Here is a 26,942-nt window from a genome sequence, read left to right as displayed (position 1 = left end):
GCCCAATCGCGGTGCGGTGTCGCTTTTTAGAACGCGCTGTTCGGTTGTCGCGGAGCGCTTTTCGCGCGACCTAGATGTCGAGATCCTCGATATGCGGGCGGTCGGCGATGTAGGCCACGCGCTCGTAGAGCTTGGCGGGCATCTTGTCCTTCAGCTCGTCGAGCGTGTCGGCGATCTCCATGACGAAATCGCCCCAGTCCTGATCACCGATGCCGGTGATCCGCCGCCACTGCCTCCAGTCCTTGAAAATGTTGGTGTCGGTGGGAAGTTCGGACCAGTTCGAGTACTGCGCGTGCAGCACGAACTTGCCCTTGCGCGACCGGAAGACCCGTACGTGCTCCGTCCGCGTGTCGTTGACGTCGCGCCACTCGCCGAGCAGGGATCCGGCGAAACGCACCTGCCGGACACCGTTGTGGCCGACCCGGAGGACCACTTCCTCGTACCCTTCTTGGCGCCCCTCTTCCAGCTCGATGAAACGGCGCAGCGCCGTGGTCACCGCGCCGGACAGATTGCCCCCCACCAGCTCCTGGGCGCGCTGGAACAGCGGTAGATCGTCGTCGGCTACGTAGATGGTCTTGTTGGGCATGAACTCACTATACGTAGATGTATACGTACATGCAAGGCCTCTTCCCCACCGGCTCGGCCGTTCGATTTGAACCGCGCGGCGGGGCATCTCGTATTCCTCGTGTACGAGGTATGCGATCGGCCGGGCGCACCCACTGTGTCCGCATCCGGGGAAGGAGCATCCATGCCGGACAGGGTCGTGGACTATCTGGTTCGGGCGGTTTCGACACTCGGTGTGCGGCATATCTTCGGGGTCGACGGCGCCAATATCGAAGACCTCTACGACGCGCTGTTCGACTCGGAGGTCACCGGCGTGGTGGCCAAGCACGAATTCTCCGCGGCCACCATGGCCGACGGATACGCCAGGGTCACCGCGGGATTCGGCGTCGTCGCCGCGACATCCGGCGGCGGTGCGATGAATCTCGTTGCCGGACTGGCCGAATCGTATGCGTCCAGAGTGCCGGTGCTGGCGCTCGTCGGTCAGCCGCCGACGGCGCTGGAGGGCCGAGGGGCGTTCCAGGACTCCAGCGGGCGTGCGGGCGCGATCGATGCGGTCCGCCTGTTCGGCTCCGTCAGCCGGTACTGCGCCCGTGTGGAAACGGCGGCCCAGCTGCCCGACAGTGTGGTCAGGGCAGTCGCCGCCGCCCGGCGCGGTGGGCCTGCCGTCCTCCTGCTGCCCAAGGATGTGCAGCAGGCCGGGCTCGACACGGTCCCGCCGTTCCGGTTGCCGCCCCGCTCGCACCGTCGCGATGCGAGCGGGCTCACCGCGGTGCGCGCCGCGCTCGTCGCGGCGCGCAGCACGGGAAAGATCGTGATCATCGCGGGAGATCAAGTCGCCCGCGACGACGCGCGCGACGAATTGGCCCGCCTCGCTACGGCTCTGGACGCCACGGTCGGTGTCGCCCCGGACGCCAAGGACGTCTACGACAACTTCGATCCCGGATTCTGCGGCGTCGCGGGCAGCATGGGCCACCCCGAACTCACCGCGGACCTCCGATCGGCCGCGCTCTGCCTGGTGATCGGCACCCGCCTACCCGTCACCGCGCGCGCCGGGCTCGACGACCTGCTCGGCGACCTCATCGTGGCCAGCGTCGGCATCGCCCCGCCGTACCCGCCGACGATCCACGCGACGAGCACCGACCTGTCGATCACACTCGGCGAACTCGCCGACGAATTCGCTTGCACCGCAAGGGCAACGCATGCGACGCCGGACGCAGCCGCCCTGACACCGCTCCAGGTACCGGCCGCCGACGGGCCTGGTCTGCGCTATCGAGAACTCGTCGAGACCATCGACGCGGCACTGCCCGCGGGCACCGACGTCTTCGCCGACGCGGGCAACACCGGCGCCGCGGTGGTCCACCACCTGCGCGTGCCGCGCGGCGGACGGTTCGTCGTCGCCCTCGGCATGGGCGGGATGGGCTACGCCTTCGGCGCGGGCATCGGCGCCGCGTTCGCCCGGCGCGGGCCCGGTCGCACCGTGGTGATCGCGGGCGACGGGGCTTTCTACATGCACGGCATGGAGGTGCACACCGCCGTCGAACACCGGCTGCCGATCACGTTCGTCGTGCTGAACAACAACGCGCACGCCATGTGCGTCACGCGCGAACAGCTCTACTACCGAGATCGCTACAGCTTCAACAGGTTCCAGCCCGCGTTCCTCGGCGACGGCATCGCCGCCATGTTTCCCCGCATACCCGCCTACACCGTGCGCACACCGGCCGAACTCGCCGACGCGCTCGGCCGCTGCCTAGCGACATCGGGGCCGTCGTTCCTCGCGATCGACTGCGACCCCGACGAGATCCCCCCGTTCACACCGTTTCTCACCACACTCGAGAACTCCAGGAGGACCCCGTGACGACCAGCGCCCTGCCCGCGCTCAGCGACATCCCGGAAGACGTCGTACCCGGCGTGCTGCGGATCGAGAACTCCGACAAGGACGAGACCACCCCGATCATCATGGACATGCTGCGGTCGGTGTACCCGCACGACCAGATCTTCGGGGACTTCTGCCCGGTCCAGGGCTATGTCGCCGCGCCGCCCCGCGAGGTGTACGAGTACCTGGCCGATACGAGGTCGCTGGAGGAATGGACCTACAGCCTGCGCGGATTCACCGAAACCGAGGAACCGGGCCTGTGGCTGGCCTACGACCGGCTCGGCGATTCCACGAAGATCTACACCCGCACGGTGGCCAATCCGGACGCGATGACGGTCGACTACCACTGCGCGTGGGATCAGGGGCGGCACCTGTGGATGGTCTACCTGATGCGGGTCGTCGACGCGCAAGTGGTGCTGAACAAGCCGGGTTCGGTTGTGCTGTGGACGAATTGCCGTCACCCGTTCTACGACGAGAACCCCTATCCCGAGACCGCGCCCGCCGGGCGTCCGGTATGGGTCGGCGACTTCTGGGAGATGTTCTCCGCGGGTCATCAGCTCGAGCTCGACAACCTCAAGGCGATCTGTGAATGCCGGGCCGCGCACGGTTTGCCGATCAAGCCCGACTGGATGAAGTGAGGACGGCCATGTACGCGACCGATCCGGACGCTTCGTCGCTGCCGACCGTCAGCCTTGTCGACGTGTCCTCCTACCTGCCGGGTGCGCCCGTCGATACCGAATACTTCACCCAGTTCGCGCGCTCGGACCGGATGGCGAAGAACGTGATGTTCCGTGCCCCGCGCGGTCGGCACCACGTGGCGCGGGACGAGACCGCCGTCGACATGATCGAGCGCGCGGTCGAGCCGCTGCGGCAACGCCGTGGGGCACAGGAGCTTTCGAGCGTCGACGTGCTGATCACGCACACACAGTTGCCGGACAACCCGGTGCTCGGCAGCGGGCCCGAGGTCGCCAGGCGGCTCGGTATTCGCCCGCGCGTCGTCTACGACATCCACAACGGCGGCTGCGCGGCCTTCGTGCACATGATGGCGCTGGCCCGAATGATCTTGCAGACCACCGACGCTCGCACCGCGCTCATCGCGGTCGCCCAGAACTGCGCGGGACCGGTGTTCACCCAGACCGAGATTCGCAAACTCGCGCAGGCGCCGGTGCCCGGCGACGGCTGCGGTGTCGGGCTGCTGGTCAAGGACGACAGCGCGCCGATCCTCGACATCGAATGCCGCACCTACCCGGAATTCGCCGGGGACATGGATTTCACCACCAACGGCGAGCGCAAGTACTGGGAACCCGGTCCCGGCCAGGCCTGTGTGAGCTTCACCGAATCCAAGGTGACCAAGGTGTTCGCGCGCGGCAACCGGCTGGTGCCGGAAGTGGCGCTCGCGGTGTGCGATCGGATCGGTGTGAAGGGGCGCGACATCGACACGTTCGTCACCAACCAACCGAACCGGCTGTTCCTGCGCAACTGGCACGACGCGCTCGAGCTGCCAGCGGAACGGCACCCCGACACCTTCGACCGGTGCGGAAACCTGTTCGCCGCGGGAATTCCCGTCACCTTGGACGTGGAGAATCAGGCCGGGCGGCTGCGCAACGGGTCGGTGGTGCTGATGTCCGCGTTCGCGCACGCGGGCGATTTCGCGGCCGCCGCGGCGGTGCGCTGGGGCGCGGCGGGATGAACATCGGGTCCGCCGAGGACACCCGATCCTCGCGACACCACCGTCGGCGATCGCGGCCGGTGCGGTTCGACCTCTCGCTGAGCGAGAATCCCTTCCCGCCGCTGCCTTCCGTGCTTCGTGCGGTGAATCTCGCTCTCGCGCAGGCGAATCGGTATCCCGAGTTTCTGCCTCGGCTGCTACCCGAGATCATCGCGCGGCACGTCGGCGTGCGCGGCGACCAGGTGGTCGTCGGGTCCGGGGCGACCGGAGTCGCCATGCAGATCATCCAGGCCGTCACCGGCGAGGGCGCGGAGATCGTCACGGGCACGCCGACCTTCGACGGGTATCCGATCATCGCGGGGATGCTCGGGATGAATATGGTTCCGGTGCCGTTGGACGCCTCGGGCAATCAAGATCTTCCCGCGATGCGGCGGGCGATCGACAAGCGGACGGCGCTGGTCGTGGTGTGCCGTCCGCACAACCCCACCGGCACCGTCGTGCCCATCGGTGAACTGAAATCCTTCCTGAGCGCCGTGCCGCACCGGGTGACGGTCGTGCTGGACGAGGCGTACGCCGAGTTCCTCGGGCCCGCCGAGCGGACGGACACGCTCGCACTGCTGCGGAAGCATCCGAATCTCCTCGTGCTGCGGACGTTCTCGAAGGCATATGGACTCGCGGGGCTACGCATCGGATACGCGTACGGGCGGCGCGAACTCGTCGAACGCGTACGACGACTGCAACTTCCCTTCGGCGTCTCCGCCTCCGCCGTCGCCGCCGTGTCCGCGTCCTACGCCGCCGAACCGGAACTCGAGGCCCGGATACGGCTCATCACCGCCGAACGCGAGGCGTTGCGCAACGCACTGCTCGCCTGCGGCCACACCGTCCCCCGCAGCCACGCCAACTTCCTCTACCTCCCCGGGCCGGGGGTGGCGACGGCGTTGCGGCGGGCGGGTATCGCGGCGAAGGTCTACCCGGACGGGAGTGCACGCATCGCCGTCGGCGATCGGGAGGCGGGACGGGCGGTGTTGGCGGCCGTCGCGGGATTGCGTTGACCAACGTCCGGAACGCCTCCCGAACGGATGGTTCGATGGATGGGTGCGAATCCCACGTCTGCCCGCTCTGGCGCCCAACGCCGCGCCCGCGTCGGGCACCGCGAGCCGAGTACTCGCGCGCTTCACCATCGCAGGCCGCGACATCCTGCTGCGCCAGACAGTGATCGCTCCCGGCGGCACCAGTGGCTGGCACTATCACGACGGCACCCTCTTCGTCCTGGTCGCCCGCGGCACCCTCGACCACCCCGGACCCGACGGCGCCCGTGTCATCTACCACCGCGGCCGAATGTTCCGTGAACCAAGTGGTCCCGAGTATCCCCACGTCGCCCGCAACCTCGGCCCCGCCCCGGTCACTCTCTTCGTCCTCTACCTCAACCCCAAGGACAGCCCACTCTCCCGCAGCATCCCACCACCCCCGGGCATCGACTGACCCGAATCGACGGGAGAGAAATGGGCAGCTACTCGCCCACCGGCGTCTCGGGCCGAACCCTGCTGGGGCGCAGATGTCAGCTACCGCCGCCGCAACCCCCGCCGCCTCCGCCGCAGCCGCCGCCACCACTACAGCTGCTGCCGCCGCCGCAGCCGCCGCTCCGACCGTCACTGCCGCCGCCATCGCCGAAGTAGGTGAAGCCACCCGCACTTGCCGCGGCTCCCCAGCCTTTACCCCTGCCGCGGTGTCGCGGCGAGGTGGGTAAGGGTGGGCGACCGAGCTTCACTCCGCCCGCCGCAATCGCCCCGCACTTGTCCGCGACTACCGCATCGCAATGCGGCAGGCAGCGATCAATCGCCTCCGCCTCCGCCACCACAGCCGCCTCCACCGCAGCCACCACCGCCCCCGCAGCCGCCGCCGTCGTCCGAGCCGCCGCTGCCACCCGCCCACCACCGCCCCCTCGGCCGAGCCGTGTTGCGCTTGATCTGGACGACACCGATCACCGCGAACACCGCGGCGATCGCGAAGATGACGCCCGCCACCGCGAGACCGTAGAAGTCGAGGATGGCGAAGCCGAGGACGGCGACGATCGTCGCCAGGACGAAGAACATAAAACCCCTCCGAAGGCGAATCGCCCGCTGATGAAGCTCAGGGTACGCGCAGGGAGGGGCTCGAGAAGTGGATCAGCTCGCGGGCTGGCAGGCGTCGCGCAGGGAGCACGCGCCGCAGGACTGGCCGCAGCCGCCGATGTCCTTCGCTGGCACGAGAGCGGCGATCGCCTCGCCCGCGGCGTTCGCGCCCGCACCCAGGGTGAACAGGGCGATGACGGCCGTGGCGCCGCCCACGACGAGAGCCACGACACCGCCCGCGGCGAAGGCGACCAGACCACCGGCGAACAGCAGCGCGCCCGCGGCGACCGAGGTCGGGGCGGCGACGCGGTTCGCGATGCGGAAGGTCTCTTCGGAGGTCAGCGCGGCTTCGGTGTGCACACCGACGAAGCGGTTGGGCGGGAGCTTGCCGATCAGTCCGAGCACGCCGGTCGCGATGGCTACGGCGGCCAACACGAACAGGACGAGAACGACTACGAACACCTATGCAGGCTAGCGCACGGACTCGCGCCGCCCGATTTTCGGTCCCTCGGACCGCACGTTCTACCCTGTAATACGAAGTTTGTCCAGGATCGGCGAGAACAAGAAGGCAGGACCGTGCAGGACAGTCGTGCAACCGATAGCGATGTACCCCAGCACCGGTACAACGCTGACCTCGCGGGCCGCATCGAGCGCCGGTGGCAGCAGAACTGGGTGGAGCGTGGCACCTTCCACGCGCCGAACCCGACCGGCCCGCTCGCCGGGGACACTCCCGCGGACAAGCTGTTCGTCCAGGACATGTTCCCGTACCCGTCGGGCGCGGGCCTGCACGTAGGCCACCCGCTGGGCTACATCGCGACCGACGTGTTCGCGCGCTACCACCGCATGCACGGACGCAACGTGCTGCACGCGCTGGGCTACGACGCCTTCGGCCTGCCCGCCGAGCAGTACGCGGTGCAGACCGGCGCGCACCCGCGCGACACCACCGAGTCCAACATCGCCACCATGCAGCGCCAGCTGGACCGGCTGGGTCTCGGCCACGACCGGCGTCGCTCGTTCGCGACCACCGATCCCGAGTACTACCGCTGGACGCAGTGGATCTTCCTGCGCATCTACAACGCCTGGTACGACCTGGAGACCGGCCGTGCGCGCCCCATCGCGGACCTGGAGGAACAGTTCGCCTCCGGCGCGCGTCCCGCGCCCGACGGCAAGGACTGGGCCACCATGACCGCCGCCGAGCGCGCCGCGGTGATCGACTCGTATCGCCTGGTGTACCAGACCGATTCGATGGTCAACTGGTGTCCCGGTCTGGGCACCGTGCTGTCCAACGAGGAGGTCACGGCCGAGGGCCGCAGCGAGCGCGGCAACTTCCCGGTTTTCCGTAAGCGCCTGTGGCAGTGGATGATGCGCATCACCGCCTATTCGGACCGGCTGGTCGACGACCTGGATCTGCTGGACTGGCCGGAGAACGTGAAGGCCATGCAGCGCAACTGGATCGGTCGTTCGCGCGGCGCGCAGGTGAAGTTCGATTCGGACGCGGGCCAGATCGAGGTGTTCACCACCCGCCCCGACACCCTGTTCGGCGCGACCTACATGGTGCTGGCCCCCGAACACGAGCTGGTCGACCGGCTGACGGCGGCGCAGTGGCCGGAGAACACCGACCCGCGCTGGACCAACGAGAGCGCGGCGACTCCCGCCGACGCCGTCGCCGCCTACCGCAAGGCCATCGCCGCCAAGTCGGATCTGGAGCGCCAGGAGAACAAGGAGAAGACCGGCGTCTTCCTGGGCGCGTACGCAACCAATCCGGTGAACGGACAACGGATCCCGATCTTCATCGCCGACTACGTGCTGATCGGCTACGGCACCGGCGCGATCATGGCGGTACCCGGCCACGATCACCGCGACCACGAATTCGCCACCGCCTTCGGCCTGCCGATCGTGGAGGTCATCTCCGGCGGCGACGTCGCCAACGGCGCCCATTCGGGCGAGGGCGAGCTGGTGAACTCCGATTACCTGAACGGTCTTTCGGTCGAGGAGGCCAAGGCGACCGTCATCGGCAGGCTGGAGGCCGAGGGCCACGGCACCGGCACCATCCAGTACAAGCTGCGCGACTGGCTGTTCGCCCGCCAGCGCTACTGGGGCGAGCCCTTCCCGATCGTCTACGACGAGCAGGGCGCACCGCACGCGCTGCCGGAATCCATGCTGCCCGTGCGGCTTCCGGAGCTGGACGACTTCGCTCCGGTGACCTTCGATCCGGACGACGCGAGCTCCGAGCCCTCCCCGCCGCTGGCCAAGGCCACCGACTGGGTGCACGTCGAGCTGGATCTGGGCGACGGGCCGAAGAAGTACCGGCGCGACACCAACGTCATGCCGAACTGGGCGGGCAGCTCCTGGTACCAGCTGCGCTACGCCGACCCGACCAACCCGGAGGCGTTCTGCGCCAAGGAGAACGAGCAGTACTGGCTGGGTCCGCGCACCGCGGAGCACGGCCCGAGCGATCCGGGCGGTGTCGATCTGTACGTCGGCGGCGTGGAGCACGCGGTGCTGCACCTGCTGTACGCGCGCTTCTGGCAGAAGGTGCTCTTCGACCTGGGCGACGTGAGCAGCAGCGAGCCGTACCGGCGGCTGTTCAACCAGGGCTACATCCAGGCGCACGCCTACACCGACGAGCGCGGCGCGTACGTGCCCGCCGCCGAGATCGTCGAGCGCGACGGCAAGTTCTTCTGGACGGACGCGACCGGCGTCGAGATCGAGGTGTTCCAGGAGTACGGCAAGATCGGAAAGTCGTTGAAGAACGCCATCTCTCCGGACGAGATGTGCGATCTGTACGGCGCCGACACCTTCCGCTTCTACGAAATGTCGATGGGTCCGCTGGACACCTCGCGGCCGTGGGCGACCAAGGACGTCGTCGGCGCGCACCGGTTCCTGCAGCGGGTCTGGCGTCTGGTGGTCGACGAGGAGACGGGCGCGCTGCGCGTCACCGAGGACGCGCCGTCGGAGGAGACGCTGCGCCTGACGCACAAGACGATCGCGGGCGTCGACGAGGATCTCGCCGCGCTGCGCGACAACACGGCGGGCGCGAAGCTCATCGAGCTGACCAACCACCTGACCAAGAACTACCCGGACGGCGCACCGCGCTCGGCGGTGGAGCCGCTGGTGCTGATGCTGGCCCCGCTCTCCCCGCACATCGCCGAGGAGCTGTGGGAACGGTTGGGCCACAGCGTTTCCCTGGCGCACGGGCCGTTCCCGGTCGCGGATCCCGCGCTGCTGGTCGAGGACACGGTCGAGTACCCGATCCAGGTGAACGGCAAGGTGCGCAGCCGGATTCAGGTCCCCGCCGACGCCGACAACGCCGCCATCGAGGCGGCCGCGCTGGCCGACGAGAAGATCGCCGCCCTGCTGAACGGCGCCGCGCCGCGCAAGCTGATCGTGGTGCCCGGCCGCCTCATCAACATCGTCGCCTGATCTCCCGACCGAAGGTGACCCCGAGCCCGGCGGACCGGCCGAATGTCACCTTCGGTCGGACCCCGCCCACCGAACCGTGTCGGTTCAGCGGGCGATGGGCCGCAGCACGATTTCGGTCGGGTGCGCATCGCGCGGTGTCTCGACGGCGTGCCGCACCGCCGCCGCGACCGTCTCGGGGGTCAAGAACTCCTCCGGCCGGTACTCGCGGCCCTCGTTCGCGGTGATCTCCCGCTGCATGTCGGTGTCGATGCGGCCGGGGAAGATCGAGGTCACGCGCAGCGCGGGTTCCTCGAGGCGCAGCGCGTCGGCGAAGGCGCGCAACCCGAACTTGCTCGCCGCGTAGGAGGCCCAGCCCGCGTTGGCCCGCAACCCTGCGCCCGAATTGATCAGCACCACATGGCCGTTCGACGCGCGCAACGCGGGAAGCAGCAGCCTGGTCAGTTCGGCGACGGCGACGAGGTTGGCCTCCAAGGTGTTTCGCCACTGCTCCACCGAAGACTCCGCGATGGTGCCGAGATCGGCGATCCCGGCGTTGTGCACGAGCACGTCCAGCCGTTCGACCGCGCCGACCGCCGCGGCGACGGCCTCGTGTTCGGTGAGCTCCACCGGCCACGGCATCGCCTCCGGCAGCTCGGTGAGGATGTCGCGCAAGGCGTCTTTCGAGCGCGCGCCGAGCAGCAGCTCGTGTCCCGGCGCGAGTTCGCGGGCGATGGCCGCACCGAGCCCGCGGCTGGCTCCGGTGATCAACGCGGTCGGCTTCGGTGTGCTGGTGACGGCGGTGTTCATGCGCCCCACCGTAGTCGGCGCGCCGAAACCGACCTCGAATCCGTAGCACTGCGCCGATTCGTAGCGATGCACGCATACGTCGGTAACAATCTCCACAGACGGGGCATGCGAGAGTGAGATCCGCCGAACACCCGGTGCGCCGCGCTGCGACGCAACCCACCGCCGCTGATCGGGCATATCTGCGCGTCGGATCGCAGAATAGGGGGATGGCACATCCGGGTTTCACCCCAACTCAGCTCGCGGCGCGCGCCGCCTACCTGCTGCGGGGCAACGACCTGGGCACGATGACCAGCGCCGCGCCGCGCCTGTATCCGCACATGTGGAGCTGGGACGCGGCGTTCGTCGCGGTCGGACTCGCACCGCTGAGCGTGGAGCGCGCCGTCGTCGAGCTGGACACGCTGCTCTCGGCGCAGTGGAAGAACGGGATGATCCCGCACATCGTGTTCGCCAACGGCGTGGACGGCTACTTCCCCGGCCCGGCCCGCTGGGAGTGCCGCAAGCTGGCCGCCAACGCGCCCGACGGACCGGACACTTCCGGCATCACCCAGCCGCCGGTGCACGCCATCGCCGTGCAGCGCATCCTCGATCACTCCCGCCGCCACGGCCGGAGCACCAGGGCCGTCGCCGAGGAATTCCTCAACCGCCGCTGGCCGGATCTGGTGCGTTGGCATCGCTGGCTCGCGCACGCCAGGGATCCGAAGGAGAACGGCCGGATCACGCTGTACCACGGCTGGGAATCCGGCATGGACAACTCGCCGCGCTGGGACCGCGCCTACGAGCAGGTCGTCCCCGGCGACCTGCCCGCCTACCGCCGCGAGGACGTGCTCGTCGTCTCCGATCCGACGCAGCGTCCCACCGACCGCGAGTACGACAGGTACCTCTGGCTGGTCGAGCAGATGCGGCGGGCCGGATACGACGACTACCAACTGGCCTCGACCATGAGCTTCGCCGTGCAGGACGTGTTCGTCACCGCGGTCTTCGCCTTGGCCTGCGAGGTGCTCGCCAACATCGGCGAGGAGTACAGACAGCCGCACGCCGACGTGCGTGATCTCTACGCGTGGGCCGAGCGCTTCCGCGCGGGCGTCGTCGCCACCGCCGACGCGCGGACCGGCGCGGCCCGCGACTTCGACGTGCGCCTCCAGCGCTGGATCGATACCGACACCTTGGCGGTCTTCGCTCCGCTGCTGTGCGGCGGCCTGCCGCGCGACACCGAACGCAGCCTGCTTCGCCTGTTCGAGGGCCCGCGATACTGCGGCCACCCGGACCTGCGCTACGCGCTGCCGCCCTCGACCTCTCCGGTCTCCAAGGACTTCCGGCCGCGCGAATACTGGCGCGGCCCGGTGTGGCCGGTGATGAGCTGGCTGTTCTCCTGGGTCTTCGCCCGCCGCGGCTGGGCCGAACGCGCCTTCATGCTGCGCGCCGAGGGGCTGCGGCAAGCCAGCGACGGCAGCTTCGCGGAGTACTACGAACCCTTCACCGGCGAACCGCTCGGCAGCATGCAGCAGTCGTGGACCGCCGCCTCGGTCCTGGACTGGCTCGGCTGAGGACACCGGCGGCGCGCGCTGTCTGCCCCGGCCGGCTACGACGGACAGCCTCGGCCTCCATCTAGTTCGCCTGCTCTGGCTCAGCGAGTTCGACCAGCTCGAGCGGCCACGGCAAGCCTTCCTCGAGCACCGCCCATCGCTTACGGTCGACGGTCACGATCGGCCAGTCGAGACGCTTCGACACGTAGATCGCGTGCGCGGCAGCGGAATCGGGTGGACTGCCGCAGACTCCGATCACACGGGACAACTCGGTGATTTGATCGGTGTGCACGAGAGGGTCGAGCTGCACGTGCTCGAGGCTGTCTATGACGCCGTCGATGTCGTCGCACTGCTCGTCCGAGAGCGCCGCCTGCGCCACCGCGAGCGTGATCGCCGGGACCGCCATTCTGATCTGCCGACCATCGAGGCCCGCGATCAAGCGAGCGACGTTGTCGCTGCCATGGCCGTACGCGTCGAGAACGGTGTCGTCGAACACGTATCCCGTCACCGGCGGCCCGCCTGTCGCTGCTCGGCGCGTTCGACCAGGTCCGCCACGGTCTGCTCCGCCCATGCCACCGCGACCGGATTGGCTTCCGCCCGAGCCAGACGCGCTTCCCACGCGAGCCGTTGCCGCGTCTTGACGTGTTCGTAGGAGTCGATCAGCTTCAGGATCGCCTCCTCCATCGTCTCGCCCTTCGCGGCGAGAGCAGCTAAACGATCCCGTGTCTCGCTGGACACCTTTACCGTGGTAGGCCCGTTCATACTTTGAGTATACCCCCCATACTCGAGGTATTCCCGCCTGCGATTGGACCACGGCGCGGCGGGTGAACGAAGACGAGGCGGCCGCCTAAGGTCGAAGGGCATGGACAGCACTCGTTGGAGAACGACCCGCAGTCTTGCGTTGTCCACGATCGTGGTGGGCAGCATCCTTTCGGCGACCGGGCAGACGGCGGCCGCGCCGGTCGGGCCGGACGTCTCGTCCTGGCAGCACATCGACGGCCGGTTGATCGACTGGTTCGCGGTCAAACGGTCCGGCCACGACTTCGCCATGGTCAAGGCGACCGAGGGCCTGAGCTACATCAATCCCTACTTCGTTCCGGACAGTCTTTTGATGCGGGCGGCGGGCATCGCGCGCGGCACGTACCACTACGCGCGACCGCAGCTGCCGCCGGAACCGCAGGCCGTGCTCTACGCGGCGACGGTGCTCGGGCAGAACGGTCCGCTGGACCTGCCGCCGGTGCTCGATCTCGAGCACTCCGGCGGTCTTTCCCCCGCGGCGCTGATCAACTGGACGCACCGCTATCTGAACACGGTGCAGGTGCTGACCGGCCGGGTGCCGATCATCTACACCTATCCGAACTTCTGGAAGACCGCGATGGCGAATACCAGCGAGTTCACCCGCTATCCGCTGTGGATCGCCGACTACCGCGACAACCCACAACCCGAGGTCCCCGGCGGCTGGCCGACCTGGACGTTCTGGCAGACCACCGACAGCGGCAGCATCCCCGGTATCGCGGGCCGCACCGATCTGAACGTATACAGCGGCGCCCAAGGGGATTTCGCCCGATTCGCCAATATGGGTGGCTAGACGAGAGAACGCCCCCAGCCGTCCGATCCGGCTGGGGGCGAACAGTTTCCGGCTGTCGCAGTACCGAAAGTTCTGCGACAGAGAGGATTACACGCCGATCCGGCCGCCGTCCTTCTTCCACACCACCGCGACGGACGGCCGCGGCTGCGCGGAACCCCCGTCGGGCCAGTGCGAGAACGGGTTCTCGGGGGTGGCGTCGTCGGACTCGCCCGGGTGCTGCACGCACACGATCACCCGCGACTCGGTGACGATCGGACCGCAAGTCTCCGCGCCGCGCGGCACGGTCAAGAACTGTTTGGTCTCACCGCGATTCGCGCCGTCCAGCACCACCGAGAAGAGGCCGTCGTTGGACTTCAACGCATTGCCGTCGGTGGAGATCCACAGGTTGCCGTACGGGTCGAAGGCCAGGTTGTCCGGGCAGGAGATCGGGCTCACCTTGGTCTTGTCGAACCCGGCGTAGTAGGTGTCCGCCGCGTTCGGGTCGCCGCAGACCAGCAGCAGCGACCAGGTGAACTCGGTGCCGGTGTGATCGTCGTCGATCTCCAGGACCTGGCCGTTCTTGTTGAGGTTGCGCGGATTCGCCTCGTCGGCGCCCGCCTTGCCCTCCTTGCCGCGGTTGTCGTTGTTGGTCAGCGCGACGTACACCTTGCCGGTGTAGGGGTTGGCCTCGAAGTCCTCCGGACGGTCCATCTTCGTGGCGCCGACCTTGTCGGCCGCGAGCCGGGTGAACACCGCGACCTCTTCGGCGGTCATGCCGTCGACCAGCGACTTGCCCTTGCCCTCGGCATTCGTCTCCAGCAGCGGAATCCACTGCCCCTTACCGGTGAAGCCCTTGTCCGACGGCTTGGCTCCGGTGCCGTCGATCTTGTCCGCGTGGTCACCGGTGAGCTCGGCGACGTACAGCGTGCCCGCGTCGAGGATGGTCATGTTGTGCCGCCTGCTCGCCGCGCCGGTGCCGGACTGCACCTTGCGGGACGACACGAATTTGTACATGTAGTCGAACCGTTCGTCGTCGCCGGTGTAGGAGACGACGTCGCCGCCCTTGGTGACGTAGATGTTCGCGCCCTCGTGCTTGAGCCTGCCCATGGCCGAGTGCTTGACCGGCGTCGAGTTCGGGTCCCACGGGTCGATCTCGACGACGTAGCCGAATCGGTTGGCCTCGTTGGGTTCCTGGGCCAAGTCGAAGCGCTTGTCGGCCCGCTCCCAGAGGTTGGCCGTCGCGCCCGCGGCGAAACCGTAGCGCTTGGCGCGCGCGACAGCGGCGTCACCGCCCGCGGGCTTGTCGCCGTTGGCGAAGTAGCCGTGGAAGTTCTCCTCGCCGGAAAGCACGGTGCCCCACGGTGTTACGCCGCCCGCGCAGTTGGCGAAGGTGCCGAGCACCTTGGTGCCCGTCGGGTCGGCGGAGGTCTTCACGAACTCGCTGCCCGCGGCGGGGCCGGTGAGGGTGAACTCGGTGGTGGCGGTGATGCGGCGGTTGTACTTGCCGAAGACGGGCGTCAGCTTGCCGGTGCCGGACTCGCCCTTGACCTCGACGACGGTCAGGCCGTGCGCAGCCATGGTGATGGCGAGCTGCTCGGGTGAAGGGTTCGCTTTGTCGTAGCCGCGGAACATGTGCGGCGCGGTGGTGTACTCGTGGTTGACCACGAGCAGGTAGCTGTTGGCCTGGCCCTCGATGGGCAGCAGGGCCGCGAAGTCGTTGTTGTAGCCGAACTGCTCGGCCTGCGCGGCGGCGGTCTGCCGGTCGAAGTCGAAGGCGGGAGCGTCGGCGAAAATCGGGTCGCCCCAACGGATCACGACCGACTGCTCGTAGCCCTCCGGTACGACGACGGCGTCTTCCTTGTTGGGCGCGACCGCGGTGAAGTTGGTTCCGGTGCCGGGCGGGCCCGCCGGGGTGGTTCCGGTGGAACCTGCGGCCTCGTCGTCGCCGCAGGCCGCGAGCGCGGAGGCGGCGCCGACCGCGAGAACCGCGGCCGCGCCGCCCTTGATCAGCCCACGCCGGTTCAGTGAGCTGACGATGTCGCCGAAGTACTCGCCGCCCGAGGTGTTGGGCGTCTCGTGGAAGCACGCGTTGGCGCATTTGTACTCGCAGGTCACGGCGGCGCGCGCGGAGCGGCCGTCGTGCTGCACGAAGAGGGCGAGTGGTTTCAAGGTCACGATCACTCCTGCTCTGGGCTGTCGGCCGCACGGTAAACGTCGCAGGCTATTCCCAGGAAACACCCAGGTGAACAGCCGACCAAGTCTCAGGCGTTCACCGGAACCGCGATGACCACCTCCTGCTCGTTCTCCGGCAGGTAGTGCACCTGCACGATCCTGCCCACCTGCACGTTACCCACGCTGGCCGGTGGCAGGAACTTCTCGGCGCTGGTGCGGAAGGTGCTGCCGTCGGGCCTGGTGACGGCGAGCCCGATCACCACCTTGGAGTAGCCGTCCCGAATCTCGCCGGGCACCGACAGCGACTGCACCACCGCCTGCGCCGCGATGCCGCGCGCCGCGATGTCCAGCTTGGCCTTGGTGGTGAAGCCCTTGCGAATCATGGATTCGTTCATCACCCGCTGCGCCTCGACGCTGTCGCCGGAGAGATCGACCTCGACCTTGTCGGTGCGGTCCGGCAGGTAGCGCACTGGCAGCACGACGCCGGGGCGCAGCAGGGCCAGTTCTGTGAGCGGCACGATCATCTTCGCGGCGGAGTCGAAGACTTTGCCGTCCACGCCCTCGACGCTGAATTCGATGCGGATCTGCGGCTGGTCGTTGACGGTCAACCCGGTCTGCCGGAACGACTTCACGGTGCCGATGCCGAGCAGCCCGCCGCGAAATTCCGTGGTGTTGAGGCCGGTGAAGGCGGACATGATGCCCTCACCCGTGAAGGCGAAGACCATCACCACAAGGGTGAACGCGACGATCGGCAGGGCGATGAAGCCGTTGAGCCAGGCCGTGAAGCCGGGCTCCCACGGGCTGCTCGGTTCGTAGGTGAGGCCCTGCCAGAGGTAGAGGCCGATCGCGGCGAGTCCGAAGACGATCGCGGCGGCGCGCAGTTTGGTTGCCATGGTGTGCTCCTTGGATTTTGGTCGGTCGGACGTTCCGAGTTCCGGGCCACCCCGTCGTCCCGTCCTGGCGCACCCCTCGGTGGCGCCGGGCTCGCGGGACGACGGGGAGCCGAGCAGTCGGACCGTCAGGCGCCGACGATGGTCGAGCAGGCGAAGGTGATGTCGAAGGTCGAGGTCGAGGGGCCCGCGAGGGGGTTGGTCAGGTCGGGAGCGCCGACGCCCTCGCCGGTCACCTTGAAGGTGTTGCCGTCCTTCACGAGCTTCGCCGAACCGCCCGGCTGGCCGTTGCCGTAACCGACCGCGTAGGGCAGACCCGAGGAGCCGCCCTGGCTGCCCGCGATGCCGACGGCCTGCACGGTGTCGCCGGTGATGGTGGCGCTGACCGACAGCTGGCCGTAGGTGGCGTTGTTGTTGTCGGTCAGCGCGAGGGCCAGGGTGTCGCCCTGCTTGGCGCAGGTGGTGTCGAACGTGCCGTTCAGCGCCTTGCCGTCGACCAGCGCCGCGGACTTGCCGGAGGCCGGCCCCGCGGGTGCGGCGGCGGTGGTCTGCTGCGAGGTCGCGGGCGAGCTCTTCGCGGAGTCGTCACCGCAGGCGGTGAGGAAGCCGGTGAGCGCGAGGGCGGCGAGGGCGGCGGTGCCGATGCGGAAGTTCTTGGCGTTCATGGTGATCTGTTCCTGTCTGTCTCGGTTGGTCCGGCCCCGTGTAGGCCGTTGTGAGAAAGGTAGGAATCGCGCGCCGCCTACCGATCCCAGGTTTCGGCGGCCCGAACCGACCACAGGTCCGTTAACCTGGTCGAATGCGACGACCGCGCGCCATGGTGCTCGACGAGGTGTGGCGCAAGCTCGACGGTGTCGAAGCACTCAGCGGCCCACAGGGTGGACCGCTGCGCCGTACCGTCAAACTCGTGCTCGACCCGCTGGTCATCCGGCCCGTGCAGCATCCGAGTTGCGCGGGCGCGATCCTGACCGCGGACGGCGCGACGCTGCTCGCCACCCGGATATACGCCGCCGCCGACGTGCTGCGCGCCACCGCCGCCTGGTTCACGCTGCTCAAACAGGTCCGCCGCGCGCTGCGCATCACCGAGGGCAATCCCCAGGATCTCTACTTCCAGCGCTGTTTCGAGCTCGCGACGACCGCGGGGCACCCGGATCCGGTGCGGGACAGGCAGTCCGCGGAGGCCGCGCTACGCGATATCCACGAATTCGCGGCGGGCCGAACCACGCAGGCGCTCAAGGACCATCTCACCGACGCGGAGACGGCTCGGGAGTTGGGTGGGTTGATCGAGATCGCCTGGCGGCGGCGTCCGGTGGGGGCGGTCGGCGGTGACCACACCGCGGCGTTCGAGGAGCTGCTCGACACGTGCGCGAACAGTCGGGTGACCGGTGACGGTCAGCCAGAACTGAACCGCCTCGTCGCGGCGCACGCGGGCACCCATTCCGGTATCGACCTCTGGCACAGGGCATCCGGCGGCAGCGCGAACGAACTCGGGCTCACCGCACACCCACTGCCGCACCCGCCCGCGCTCGGCGCGTCGGCATCCAAGGCGGATCTGGGGCTGCCGTTCGACCGCACGATCTACGAACGGGTCTTCACGGTGTTGCAGGCATCGAGCGAACGCGCTGAGCTACCGCCGATTCCGGAGCTGGTCACCGACGAGATCGCCCGCAGTTGTGCGCCGTGGGCGCTACTGGACGAGACGCTGCGGGTGGCTGCTGCTATCGGAGCCGCGCTGGCCGTGGGGCTTTCGCCGTTCGGCGTGGTGTCGGGCGAGAGCGTCGGGCGGGTGCGCCATTTGGCCGACGCGGCACGGACGGAGGACCGGGGCGGCGTGGCGATGGCCGAACGGTCGGGTCGCGGCGGCGCAGCGCACATCATGCGGCCCGATCGCGACCATGCGGCGGGCGCCCCGCCAGTGGAACGCGGCAGCGCAGCAGACGCCTCCCGGCCGGATCACAGTGGCGCGGCATACTCCATGCGGCCGGATCGAGGTGGCGCAAGGGACACAACGCGGACGGAACACAGTGGCGCGAACGACGTAACACGGCCGGATCCCGGCGGTGCGCGGAGCGTCGCTGAGGCGGATCGGGGTAGCGCGGCAGACAGCGCGCGGCAGGACGCCAGCGGCGCAGCGGACACCGCGCGCGGGGCCAGGCAGGTCGTAGCACCGGGTCGGGTAGCCCGCGAAACTGCGGCGCATCAGGCGATCAACAACCGCTGGCGGCGGGAAGCCTATGTGCTGCAAGCGCGGCGGCTGACGGTGCACGAGGCCGGCGAAGCGAGCGGTCCGCTAGCGCAGATCGCCGCGGAACTCCGCACACCGTGGCGGCCCTACCTGCGACGGCTCTGGGTTCGGTTGCACGGACGCGATGTTCGCGCGGCTCCGGTGGAAGAACCCGATGAGCTGTGGGATCTGCTGGATGGCGTGGCCCGCTCGGTCATCCTCGATCACCGCACCAAGGTGAAGAACGCGCTGAGCGCGAATGCGGTCGCGGGTGAGTTCGGTTCGACGGAATCGAGGGCGAGCTGATGAACGCGGTGCTCGTGCGCGAACAGTCGAATGGAATCTGGATCGTCGCTCCCCGTGGCGCGCCAACGGTTTTGGATGACGCGCCCGCGCTGGACACCCTGGTATTGGAGGTGCTCGGCGGCCATCTCAGCTGGAGCCTGCTTGCCGACGAACAGGTACCGGCTGCCGTGCTGCACGACCCCGACGTCGCGCAGGAATGGTTGTGGGCCGTTTACGGCGAACGCGTCGCACTGACCGTCGCCGACAAGCGAACCGGTGAACTCCCGGCCGAGCCCGCGCTACCCGCCCTGGTGACCCGGGCCAGGCGGCTGGCCTACGCGCACTGGGCGGCCCGATGGTGGCCCGCGTCCACCATCGACGGAATTCCGGCACTCGATCAGGGCTTGCTCGATACCGAGATCGCTACGCTCACCGAAGAATGCGAGTCGCTGGTGGACGGCGTAGACGCGCACTTCGAGCCGGTGACCGCAGCCTCCGCCGCGCTCGGCCGGGCAGCGGATTACGCGCTGGCCGCCGGGCCGGGTGCACGGCACGGCGAGCTGGTCTTCGGGCGAGGCAGCAGCGGGTGGGATTGGCGGCGTTGCCCGCCCGGCTTGGTCGATGCCTCCGAACGCGCGGTGTCCTGGGAGTTGACCAGGGCCGAGGGCGCGACGCTCGTGCGGGTTCGAGCGGTGGCCGCTCCCCAACTGATCACCGCGCCCGCGCATTTGCGACCACGTGCGTCACTCGACACCGCGGCAGGTGTGGTCGACACGGAACTCGAGCTGTTCGGCGACACCTGGCAGGGTGCGGCGTCGGTTTCGTCGGACGAAGTCGCCGCGGTGCGGGTCTACGTTCCCGGCGTGGGCCCTGCGGAGCTGGGCGCTGCTGAACGCGAAGAGCGGCAACGTATTCGCGATTTCGCGATCGCTCGGCTCGGCCGTGCCGGGGCTGGCGACGAAGACGCGCTGCTCGCGGAGACCAGCGCCGCCGCAACGGATTCGGACTTCTGATGAGTGACGAAGCACCGCCAGGCCTGGAACTGCTCTACGAGGGGGCCGCCGCCTATCAGCGTGGTGAGGTCGCGGAGGCGCTGCGCATCTTCGAGCACGCGGTAAGCACCACCTCCGACGGCGTGCGGGTCAGCGCGCTGGTGAACGCGGCGAGCATGTGCGACGAGCTCGGCGACCACGCGGGCGCGGTTGTCCGGTTCCAGTCGGCGCTGGCGGAGATTCCCGAGGACGCCGTCGAGAAGCGCGCGTCTACGCTCGTCAACTACTCGCAAGCGCTCCAGCACCTCGGCGAACTCGACGACGCGCAAGCGGCGCTCGAGCAGGCCAGGGCGCTGCTCGCGGACAATCCCGAATTCGGAGCGCTGCGCGTGCCGTGCCTGCTCTCGCTGACGGCGGTCGCGTTCCACCGGGCCCAATGGGTGCGCGTCATCGAACTCGCCACCGAAACGCTCGACGTCGCAGAGCTTTTCGCGCCGCACCTCGCCGGTCATCCGCTGATGAACCTGGCGGGCGCGTACTTCGAGACCGGACGCAGGGAACTCGGCATCGACTTCGCCGAACAAGCGCTGGCCGCGTTCGAGGCGGCGGGCGACCGCAACGCGGTGGCGGAAACCCAGCAGAATCTCGCGACGCTGTACACCAGGGTCGACCGGTTCGAGGCGGCGGAGGAGCCGCTGCGGGCGAGCCAGGAGTACTTCGAACAGGCCGGACTCGAGTATCGCGCCGGAGTCGGGCTCAGGATCATGGGATTCGTCGCCGAACAACGCGACGACGAACAGGCCGAGGCGCTGTACCGGCGCAGCCTGGCCTGCTTCGAGGCGTCCGGCGCGGCGCTGGACGTCGCCGCGGTGCAGACCCGCCTCGCGACGGTGGCGTTCAAAGGGTTCCGTGTCGACGAGGGGCAGCAGTTGCTCGCCGCCGCGTTCGACGCGTACGCCTCGCGCGGCCTCGGATTGCACTGCGCGCAGGTCGATTTCTGGCACGCCGTGCTGCTGGAGGCGCTCATCGACAGCCTGGACTCGCCGACGCCCGAGCTGCTGGCGCTGGCGCGCGATGTCGCGGTGCCCGCGGCGATCGCCATCGACGCCGTGCGATACACGCTGCCGAACGGCAACCAGCGCGCCCAGTGGAATCGCGAGATCGCCGACCCGGCCATGCGTTTGGCGTTCCGATTCGCCTACCTCTGCGGCGACGGACCGCTCATCGCGGATCTCATCGAAACGCAATGCGCTGGAACCACCTTGGATGTCGAGGCGACGGACCACCATCCCCGTCCCCAGCTTCCACTCGAACCGCTGTCGCCGATCGAGACTTCCCCGTCGGTAGGTGATTCCGCGCTCCAACTCGGATCGGCGTTGGCCAAGGTCGCCGCCGCGGCGGGGTTGCGAGTAGCGCCACCGCCACGGTTGGCAGTCGCGCCCGACGGGCACATCGCGCTCGCCGAGTACATCGCCGCCGCCGAGGGGCGTTATGGGCGCGCGGTACGGGAGGGACGGGTGCTGGCGGTATGAATGAACCGAGAGACGAGGCCTGGTCGATGGCAGCGACCACGCAGGACGGATCGGCGGCGGGTCGCGGCGCATGGTCGGACTTCCGCGCGCGGGTGCGGTGGACTCGCGGCGCGACTGGTCGGCGGCCTGGGTCAGCACGGCGCGAGGGCCATGGGGCTCGACCATGACGACATCCGACCAACCGACGGTCGTAGTACGGATGGCCGATGCCGGTGACGTCTACATGTCCTGGCGGTGGGAGGACGATTCCGCGCCGCGCGGCGCCGCGATGCTGCCGGGTGATCCGATCACGGAGGCCGTGCGGGCGCTGACCGACGCGCTGCCGAACCCCACCGTGCCCGGCGGGCTCGAGCACGCCCTCACGGCCGGAGCCTTCGCCTCACCCGATGCGGAATACGCACTCGCACAGTCGCTTTCCCGGGCGCTGCTGCCGTACGGCCTCGCGGAGCAGTTGCACGGGCTGTACACGCGCGGAGTCCGTCCGCACATCCGGCTGCAACCCTCGCCGCGGGTGGCGCAGGTGCCGTGGGAGATCATCGCGCCCGACCCCGCCTTGCGGCTCGTCGATTTCGCCGACGTCAGCCTGCTCGCGCCCGCGGGTGTCGTGCACGCGCCGGATCGTCGCCCGCGCTCTTGGGCCACCGACCGCGAGCGGCCCGTGGTGGCGGTCCTCGATCCGCGAGTGCCGGGTTTTCGCGCCGACTCCGCCCTCGGTTCGGTCCTCGGGCGGATGGACGGCACCGGCCCGCTGGCCGAGCGCGTCGCCGAACACATTGCGGGGCAACGTCTCCGGCCTGTGGTGGCAGATCCCGTGGAAGTCTTCCGCCGCACCGACTTGGATCGCGCGTGGCTCTCCGAAACGCTCCGCGCGGGGGCTTCCCGGCTGATCTACGTCGGTCACGTCACGGCCGCGACCCCGGAATCCGGTCAGAGCGAGAACGCCGAACTACACCTGGCCTGCACCGCAGACACCACCGGTTTCGCCGAACCGCTGCGCGCGCACCGCCCGCTCTCCGCCAAGGACCTCCTGCTCGGCACGCACACCCTGGACCCAGAACCGGTTGCGGGGCCGGACCTTTGGCCGATTCCGAGCCGGGTCGCCCTGATCGCCTGCGAAAGCGGCGGCGACCTCCGCTTCACCGAAGCGCTCGGCCTCATCGCCGCCATGATCAACGGCGGCGCCGAACTCGTCACCGCCACCCGCTGGCCACTCCCCACCGACCTGGCCTTCCAACGCCTCGCGGGCGCCACCACCGCCACCCCGCTACAAGACCTCATCCGCGCCATCGACACCGCCCACGACCACCCCACCCCCCTCCTCCCCCTCACCACCTGGCACCGCACCCGCCTCACCACCTGGCGCGAAACCGGCGCCATCCACCACTCCCCCCTCCTCTGGTCCGCGATAGCCACCTTCCACACCTGACCCCACCCGCCCCAGCGATTGCCCTCTTGACCAATCCGCGATTCGGCAGACCAGATCCTTGATTTGCGTATAACGTCCGTGTTATGAATTGGGGAGAGGTGGAGCTGGAACCGGAGGTAGTCCAATGGTTCAGATCGCTGAGCCACGACGATCAGGAGACGGCAGCGTTCTATGTCGATCTTCTGGCGCAGCGCGGCGCGCTACTCGGCGAGCCGTATACGCGGCAGCTGAACGGCAAGCTGCGCGAACTCCCGTTTCATCTCTCCCGGGACGCGGTGCGGATTACCTACTGGATAGCGTCCGGCAGACGCATCATCTTGCTGACGGCATTCCGCAAGCAGCAGATGCGAGAGACCGCCGAGATCGAGCGGGCCGTACGAGCGATGTCGCGATGTATCGCGGAGGCTCACACGGCGGAGGAGGACTGATTCCGATGGGTGAACGGAAGAGCTGGGCCGACCTTCGTTCCGAACTCATGGATCGCCCGGGAGCTGGAGCCGCGTACGAAGCGGCGCGAATCCGGTTCGAACTGGGGGCCGCGGTTCGTGCGCGACGCGAGGAGCTCGGGATGACCCAGGCCGAACTGGCCGAGCGAGCGGGCTTGAAGCAGCCCGCCGTGGCACGGTTCGAGGCGGGCGGCACCATGCCGACGATCCCGATGCTGGAGCGGTATGCGGAGGCGTTGGGGTTGCGGCTGGAGGTGCGGTTGCGGGAGGCGGGGTAGGCGCCCTCCAATGACGTCCCTCGGCGCTGCCCCGGACAGTCACAAGGCGGGCGGGCCGGGGTCAGTGTTCGTCGTAGTGACCGTCGTGGGGCGCGTGGCGGTGGCCGTCGTGGATGTAGTCGATGTGGTCGCCGTGGGGAACGGCGACGTGGCCGCAGCCTTCACCGTGCACGTGGTCGTGGTTCGCGGCTTCGGTGTGACCGGAGGGTTCGCATTCGTCGAAGTGGCCGTCGTGGGCGCGGTGCAGGTGGCCGTCGTGGACGTAGTCGATGTGGTCGCCGTGCGGGACGGCGACATGGCCGCAGCCCTCGCAGTGGGTATGCGCGTGGCCGGTGTGCTCGGAGTGTGCCGCAGTCATCAGAAAGCCTTCTTCCATCGTGATGGACAGGTGTATCTGTGAACAAGAACACATTAACACTCACGCATGAATAGCGGTTGCCGAGCGTGCGCTGCGAGGATTGCTCGACGCGGGAGCAGGGCGGCTGATCGGTCCACAGATTCCGCCGAAGCACGGCGCCCCGCGGAGCGTCGCCGAAGGACGGCGGCCCGCAGCGAACAGCGGCGGCTGCTCACAGCACCTGCGACAGAAACTTCCGCAACCGCGGCGTCTCGGCCGCGTCGAACAACGCCTCCGGCGCGCCGGTCTCAACCACCTGTCCCTGGTCCATGAAGACCACCTTGTCCGAGACGCTGCGCGCGAACCCCATCTCGTGCGTCACCACGATCATCGACATGCCGCCCGAGGCCAGCTCGCTCATCAGTCCGAGCACGCCCTTGACCAGCTCGGGATCCAGTGCCGAGGTGGCCTCGTCGAAGAACATGATCTCCGGCCGCATGGCCAGCGCGCGGGCGATCGCGACCCGCTGCTGCTGGCCGCCGGAGAGGTTTCCCGGACGCGTGTCGGCTTTGTCGGCCAGCCCGACGATCTCCAGCTGCTCGATCGCCAGCGCCCGCGCCGCGTCCTTCGACAGGCCGCGCAGCTTGCGCGGCCCGAGCGCGATGTTGTCCGCGACCGTCTTGTGCGGGAACAGGTTGAAGTGCTGGAACACCATGCCGATGCGCTGGCGCAGCCGGTCCGGGTCCTCCCGCAGCACCGACTTCCCGTCCAGCAGCACATCACCGCGGTCGGGCTCGTGCAGCCGGTTGAGCACCCGGAGCAGGGTCGATTTGCCGGAGCCCGAGGGCCCGATGACAGTGGTGGTCGTGCCCGCGTCGACGTGGATGTCGATACCGCGCAGCACGTGGTTGCGGCCGAGGGTCAGGTGCAGGCCGGTTCCGGTCAGAGATGCACTCATGGTTCAGCGCCCTTCGGTGATGGTGGCCTGCTCCAGCTCGTCGATCGGCTGGTCCGGCCTGCCGGTGCGCATCCGGTGGTCGATGTAGTTGACGAGGTGCGTGAGCGGGATGGTCAGCACCAGATACATCAGACCCGCGGCGACGAGCGGCGAGAGATTTCCGGTCTGCGCGTTAAGATCTCGGCCCACCGCGAACAGTTCGCGCTGGCTGGCCAGCAGGCCGAGGAAGTAGATCAGCGAGGAATCCTTGATGAGCGCGATGAATTGGTTCATCAGCGCGGGCAGCACTCGGCGCACGCCCTGCGGGATCACCACCAGCGTCATCGCCTGCCGGTAGCCGAAACCAATGGCGCGCGCCGCCTCCAGCTGCCCAGCCTCAACGGATTGGATTCCGGAGCGGAAGATCTCGCCGATGTAGGCCGAGGCGAGCAGCGCCAGCGCGACCGCGCCGAGCCAGTACGGATTGTTGCCGGTGATGTTGCGCGCCACCGGCCCGATGCCCAGGCCGATGAGCAGGATGATCACGACGGCGGGAAGTCCGCGGAAGATGTCGGTGTAAACCCGTGCGGGCCAACGCAACCAGCGCGTTCGGGAGATTCCGGCGACGGCGAGCAGCATGCCGATCACGGTGCCGAGCGCGCCCGAAACGAGGGCCAGGATCAGCGTATTCGGCAGACCGGTCTTGATCAGGTCGGGAAAAGCCTTGCGGTACAACGACCAATCGAAGAACGTCTCCCGCAACTGCTGCAAGGTCGACTTCGGCGCGTTCTGCTCCTGGCTCTCTTCCGTCCGATTCTCCGCGGCCAGCGCGGCGAAGTCGGGCAGCTGCGGCGTCGGCGCGGCCTTGGAACCCGGCTTCCAGCCCGGCGGCAGCTGCCTCGGCACCCAGTCGCTGTAGAGGCGGGCGTAGGTGCCGTCCGCGATCACCGCGTCCAAGCCGCTGTTGAGCGCGTCGGTCAGCGGTTTGTTGTTCTTGCTCACCGCCCAGGCGGCGAAATTGTCCAGGCTGAAGGCGTTCTGGACCACCGAGGTGCCGTCACCTGGCTTGATCGCGCCTTCGGCCTGCGCCGAGGGCGCGACCCAGGCGTCGACCTGACCGGTCTTCAGGTTGGCGTAGGCGGTGTTGTAGTCCGGGAACTTCACCGGGTCCAGGCGCAGAGTGTTGACCACGTAGTCGTCCTGCACCGTGCCCTGCACGACGGCGATGCGGGTGCCCGGCCCCAGATCCGCGAAGCTCCTGATCGGGCTGCCGTCGGCGACCACGAGGGCGAAGTAGCCGAAGTCGTACCCGTTGGTGAAGCCGACCAGTTCACGGCGGGCGTCGGTGGTGGTGATGTTGGACGAGCCGACGTCGAAGCGCGCGCCCGCGACTTGCGCGAGCAGTCCGGAGAACTCGGTGCCCGAGAACTGCACCCGCAGACCGAGTTTCGCGGCTACCGCGCGCAACAGCTCGTTGTCGAAACCGGTGAAGGTCCCGGCGGAGTTCACGCAGATGCTCGGCGGCGCGTCCGAGAGCGTGCCGACGCTGAGCGTGCCGGGCGTGATCAGCCCGAGCTCGGTCACATCGATGGATTCCAGCGGAACCGTGTTCGCGGTGGTGTAGCGGTCCGGCCCCGCGGTGGCGGATGAGGCGAGGTTCGTCGGCGCCGCGGACGCCGCGCTCAGTCCCGGCGGCGCGCAGAGGTCCCTGGTGTCGGCGGAATCGTCGCCGGAACCACAGCCCGCCACCGTCAGCCCCACGGCGAGCAGTAGCAAGGTGATCAGGGCACGACGCCGTGCAGCGGGCAGACCAGCCATGTTCCCGACCATAGCGGGGATGCACCGCAAACCCACAGTTACGCGCGGCCGACGCGACGAGGGTCACTCGGGGCGGAAACGCACGGCTG

Annotated in this window: 26 protein-coding genes; 14 read left to right on the top strand and 12 right to left on the bottom strand. The window is 68.7% G+C overall.

Features of this window, described 5'->3' with window-relative positions:
* Positions 1 to 70 precede the first annotated feature (70 nt).
* Positions 71 to 586, bottom strand: a complete 516-nt coding sequence (locus tag AB0H49_RS18380; RefSeq protein ID WP_357252835.1) for an EXLDI protein — start codon at positions 584 to 586, stop codon at positions 71 to 73.
* 162 nt (positions 587 to 748) lie between these two features.
* Between AB0H49_RS18380 and AB0H49_RS18375 the strand changes: the two genes are divergently transcribed.
* Genes AB0H49_RS18375 through AB0H49_RS18355 form a run of 5 tightly spaced genes read left to right on the top strand, consistent with a single transcriptional unit; the run spans position 749 to position 5,588 of the window.
* Complete coding sequence (locus AB0H49_RS18375; RefSeq protein ID WP_357252832.1) at positions 749 to 2,419, top strand: thiamine pyrophosphate-binding protein; 1,671 nt, start codon at positions 749 to 751, stop codon at positions 2,417 to 2,419.
* A complete protein-coding gene (locus AB0H49_RS18370; RefSeq protein WP_354998452.1) occupies positions 2,416 to 3,075 on the top strand; it encodes an SRPBCC family protein in 660 nt (219 codons plus the stop codon). The genes AB0H49_RS18375 and AB0H49_RS18370 overlap by 4 nt, the downstream gene beginning before the upstream one ends.
* Before the next feature lie 8 nt (positions 3,076 to 3,083).
* Entirely contained in the window at positions 3,084 to 4,127 is a 1,044-nt protein-coding gene (locus AB0H49_RS18365; RefSeq protein WP_354998451.1) for a 3-oxoacyl-[acyl-carrier-protein] synthase III C-terminal domain-containing protein, read from the top strand.
* The gene (locus AB0H49_RS18360) at positions 4,124 to 5,158 is read left to right on the top strand and encodes an aminotransferase class I/II-fold pyridoxal phosphate-dependent enzyme (protein ID WP_357252829.1); all 1,035 of its coding nucleotides are present in this window, start codon (positions 4,124 to 4,126) and stop codon (positions 5,156 to 5,158) included. Before AB0H49_RS18365 ends, AB0H49_RS18360 begins: the two co-directional genes overlap by 4 nt.
* Positions 5,159 to 5,201: 43 nt before the next feature.
* Positions 5,202 to 5,588 carry a cupin domain-containing protein gene (locus AB0H49_RS18355; RefSeq protein ID WP_354998449.1) on the top strand — a complete coding sequence of 129 codons (387 nt, stop codon included), beginning with the start codon at positions 5,202 to 5,204 and terminating at the stop codon, positions 5,586 to 5,588.
* A gap of 350 nt (positions 5,589 to 5,938) precedes the next feature.
* Here the strand turns inward: AB0H49_RS18355 and AB0H49_RS18350 are convergent, their stop codons facing one another.
* Complete coding sequence (locus AB0H49_RS18350; RefSeq protein WP_357252826.1) at positions 5,939 to 6,199, bottom strand: hypothetical protein; 261 nt, start codon at positions 6,197 to 6,199, stop codon at positions 5,939 to 5,941.
* A 72-nt stretch (positions 6,200 to 6,271) separates the two neighbouring features.
* Positions 6,272 to 6,679, bottom strand: coding sequence for an SdpI family protein (locus AB0H49_RS18345; protein WP_357252823.1), 408 nt, complete (start codon positions 6,677 to 6,679; stop codon positions 6,272 to 6,274).
* Between the two features lie 114 nt (positions 6,680 to 6,793).
* Here AB0H49_RS18345 and leuS point away from each other — a divergent pair, with 114 nt between their 5' ends.
* Positions 6,794 to 9,640, top strand: coding sequence for a leucine--tRNA ligase (gene leuS / locus AB0H49_RS18340; protein ID WP_357252820.1), 2,847 nt, complete (start codon positions 6,794 to 6,796; stop codon positions 9,638 to 9,640).
* An 84-nt stretch (positions 9,641 to 9,724) separates the two neighbouring features.
* On the opposite strand, the gene AB0H49_RS18335 is transcribed toward leuS, so the two are convergent.
* Entirely contained in the window at positions 9,725 to 10,426 is a 702-nt protein-coding gene (locus tag AB0H49_RS18335) for an SDR family oxidoreductase (protein ID WP_357252817.1), read from the bottom strand.
* 206 nt (positions 10,427 to 10,632) lie between these two features.
* On the opposite strand from AB0H49_RS18335, the gene AB0H49_RS18330 reads away from it, so the two are divergent.
* Complete coding sequence (locus AB0H49_RS18330) at positions 10,633 to 11,970, top strand: glycogen debranching protein (protein ID WP_357252814.1); 1,338 nt, start codon at positions 10,633 to 10,635, stop codon at positions 11,968 to 11,970.
* A 61-nt stretch (positions 11,971 to 12,031) separates the two neighbouring features.
* Here AB0H49_RS18330 and AB0H49_RS18325 read toward each other — a convergent pair whose 3' ends face one another.
* A complete protein-coding gene (locus AB0H49_RS18325; RefSeq protein WP_357252811.1) occupies positions 12,032 to 12,457 on the bottom strand; it encodes a hypothetical protein in 426 nt (141 codons plus the stop codon).
* Positions 12,454 to 12,687 carry a hypothetical protein gene (locus AB0H49_RS18320; protein ID WP_357252808.1) on the bottom strand — a complete coding sequence of 78 codons (234 nt, stop codon included), beginning with the start codon at positions 12,685 to 12,687 and terminating at the stop codon, positions 12,454 to 12,456. Before AB0H49_RS18320 ends, AB0H49_RS18325 begins: the two co-directional genes overlap by 4 nt.
* 124 nt (positions 12,688 to 12,811) lie before the next feature.
* Here AB0H49_RS18320 and AB0H49_RS18315 point away from each other — a divergent pair, with 124 nt between their 5' ends.
* Entirely contained in the window at positions 12,812 to 13,537 is a 726-nt protein-coding gene (locus AB0H49_RS18315) for a glycoside hydrolase family 25 protein (RefSeq protein WP_354998442.1), read from the top strand.
* 87 nt (positions 13,538 to 13,624) lie between these two features.
* Here AB0H49_RS18315 and AB0H49_RS18310 read toward each other — a convergent pair whose 3' ends face one another.
* From AB0H49_RS18310 to AB0H49_RS18300, 3 genes are all read right to left on the bottom strand, one after another.
* Positions 13,625 to 15,691: a PhoX family phosphatase gene (locus tag AB0H49_RS18310; RefSeq protein ID WP_357252805.1), complete on the bottom strand. Its 2,067-nt coding sequence runs from the start codon at positions 15,689 to 15,691 to the stop codon at positions 13,625 to 13,627.
* Between the two features lie 86 nt (positions 15,692 to 15,777).
* Positions 15,778 to 16,581, bottom strand: coding sequence for a hypothetical protein (locus AB0H49_RS18305; protein ID WP_354998440.1), 804 nt, complete (start codon positions 16,579 to 16,581; stop codon positions 15,778 to 15,780).
* 125 nt (positions 16,582 to 16,706) lie between these two features.
* Entirely contained in the window at positions 16,707 to 17,243 is a 537-nt protein-coding gene (locus AB0H49_RS18300; protein WP_357252801.1) for a lipoprotein LpqH, read from the bottom strand.
* Between the two features lie 134 nt (positions 17,244 to 17,377).
* Between AB0H49_RS18300 and AB0H49_RS18295 the strand changes: the two genes are divergently transcribed.
* The 6 genes from AB0H49_RS18295 to AB0H49_RS18270 all read left to right on the top strand — a co-directional run bounded on the left by AB0H49_RS18295 (position 17,378) and on the right by AB0H49_RS18270 (position 23,761).
* A complete protein-coding gene (locus tag AB0H49_RS18295) occupies positions 17,378 to 19,108 on the top strand; it encodes a hypothetical protein (protein ID WP_357252798.1) in 1,731 nt (576 codons plus the stop codon).
* Positions 19,108 to 20,100: a hypothetical protein gene (locus AB0H49_RS18290; protein WP_357252795.1), complete on the top strand. Its 993-nt coding sequence runs from the start codon at positions 19,108 to 19,110 to the stop codon at positions 20,098 to 20,100. The genes AB0H49_RS18295 and AB0H49_RS18290 overlap by 1 nt, the downstream gene beginning before the upstream one ends.
* Complete coding sequence (locus tag AB0H49_RS18285) at positions 20,100 to 21,611, top strand: tetratricopeptide repeat protein (protein WP_357252792.1); 1,512 nt, start codon at positions 20,100 to 20,102, stop codon at positions 21,609 to 21,611. Before AB0H49_RS18290 ends, AB0H49_RS18285 begins: the two co-directional genes overlap by 1 nt.
* 163 nt (positions 21,612 to 21,774) lie before the next feature.
* On the top strand, positions 21,775 to 23,037 hold the full coding sequence (locus tag AB0H49_RS18280) for a CHAT domain-containing protein (protein WP_357252789.1): 1,263 nt from the start codon (positions 21,775 to 21,777) through the stop codon (positions 23,035 to 23,037).
* Positions 23,038 to 23,135: 98 nt separating this feature from the next.
* Positions 23,136 to 23,465, top strand: coding sequence for a type II toxin-antitoxin system RelE/ParE family toxin (locus AB0H49_RS18275; protein WP_357252786.1), 330 nt, complete (start codon positions 23,136 to 23,138; stop codon positions 23,463 to 23,465).
* A complete protein-coding gene (locus AB0H49_RS18270; protein WP_357252783.1) occupies positions 23,429 to 23,761 on the top strand; it encodes a helix-turn-helix transcriptional regulator in 333 nt (110 codons plus the stop codon). Before AB0H49_RS18275 ends, AB0H49_RS18270 begins: the two co-directional genes overlap by 37 nt.
* 61 nt (positions 23,762 to 23,822) lie before the next feature.
* Here the strand turns inward: AB0H49_RS18270 and AB0H49_RS18265 are convergent, their stop codons facing one another.
* The 3 genes from AB0H49_RS18265 to AB0H49_RS18255 all read right to left on the bottom strand — a co-directional run bounded on the left by AB0H49_RS18265 (position 23,823) and on the right by AB0H49_RS18255 (position 26,853).
* Positions 23,823 to 24,119: a hypothetical protein gene (locus AB0H49_RS18265; RefSeq protein ID WP_357252780.1), complete on the bottom strand. Its 297-nt coding sequence runs from the start codon at positions 24,117 to 24,119 to the stop codon at positions 23,823 to 23,825.
* Positions 24,120 to 24,330: 211 nt separating this feature from the next.
* Positions 24,331 to 25,056, bottom strand: a complete 726-nt coding sequence (locus tag AB0H49_RS18260) for an amino acid ABC transporter ATP-binding protein (protein ID WP_354998433.1) — start codon at positions 25,054 to 25,056, stop codon at positions 24,331 to 24,333.
* Positions 25,057 to 25,059: 3 nt separating this feature from the next.
* Entirely contained in the window at positions 25,060 to 26,853 is a 1,794-nt protein-coding gene (locus tag AB0H49_RS18255; RefSeq protein ID WP_354998432.1) for an ABC transporter substrate-binding protein/permease, read from the bottom strand.
* Positions 26,854 to 26,942 lie beyond the last annotated feature (89 nt).

This window comes from Nocardia sp. NPDC050713 (genome assembly GCF_040654315.1).
Lineage (GTDB): Bacteria > Actinomycetota > Actinomycetes > Mycobacteriales > Mycobacteriaceae > Nocardia.
The sequence above is the reverse complement of the archived record's forward strand: the minus strand, read 5'-3'. Positions and strand labels throughout refer to the sequence as shown.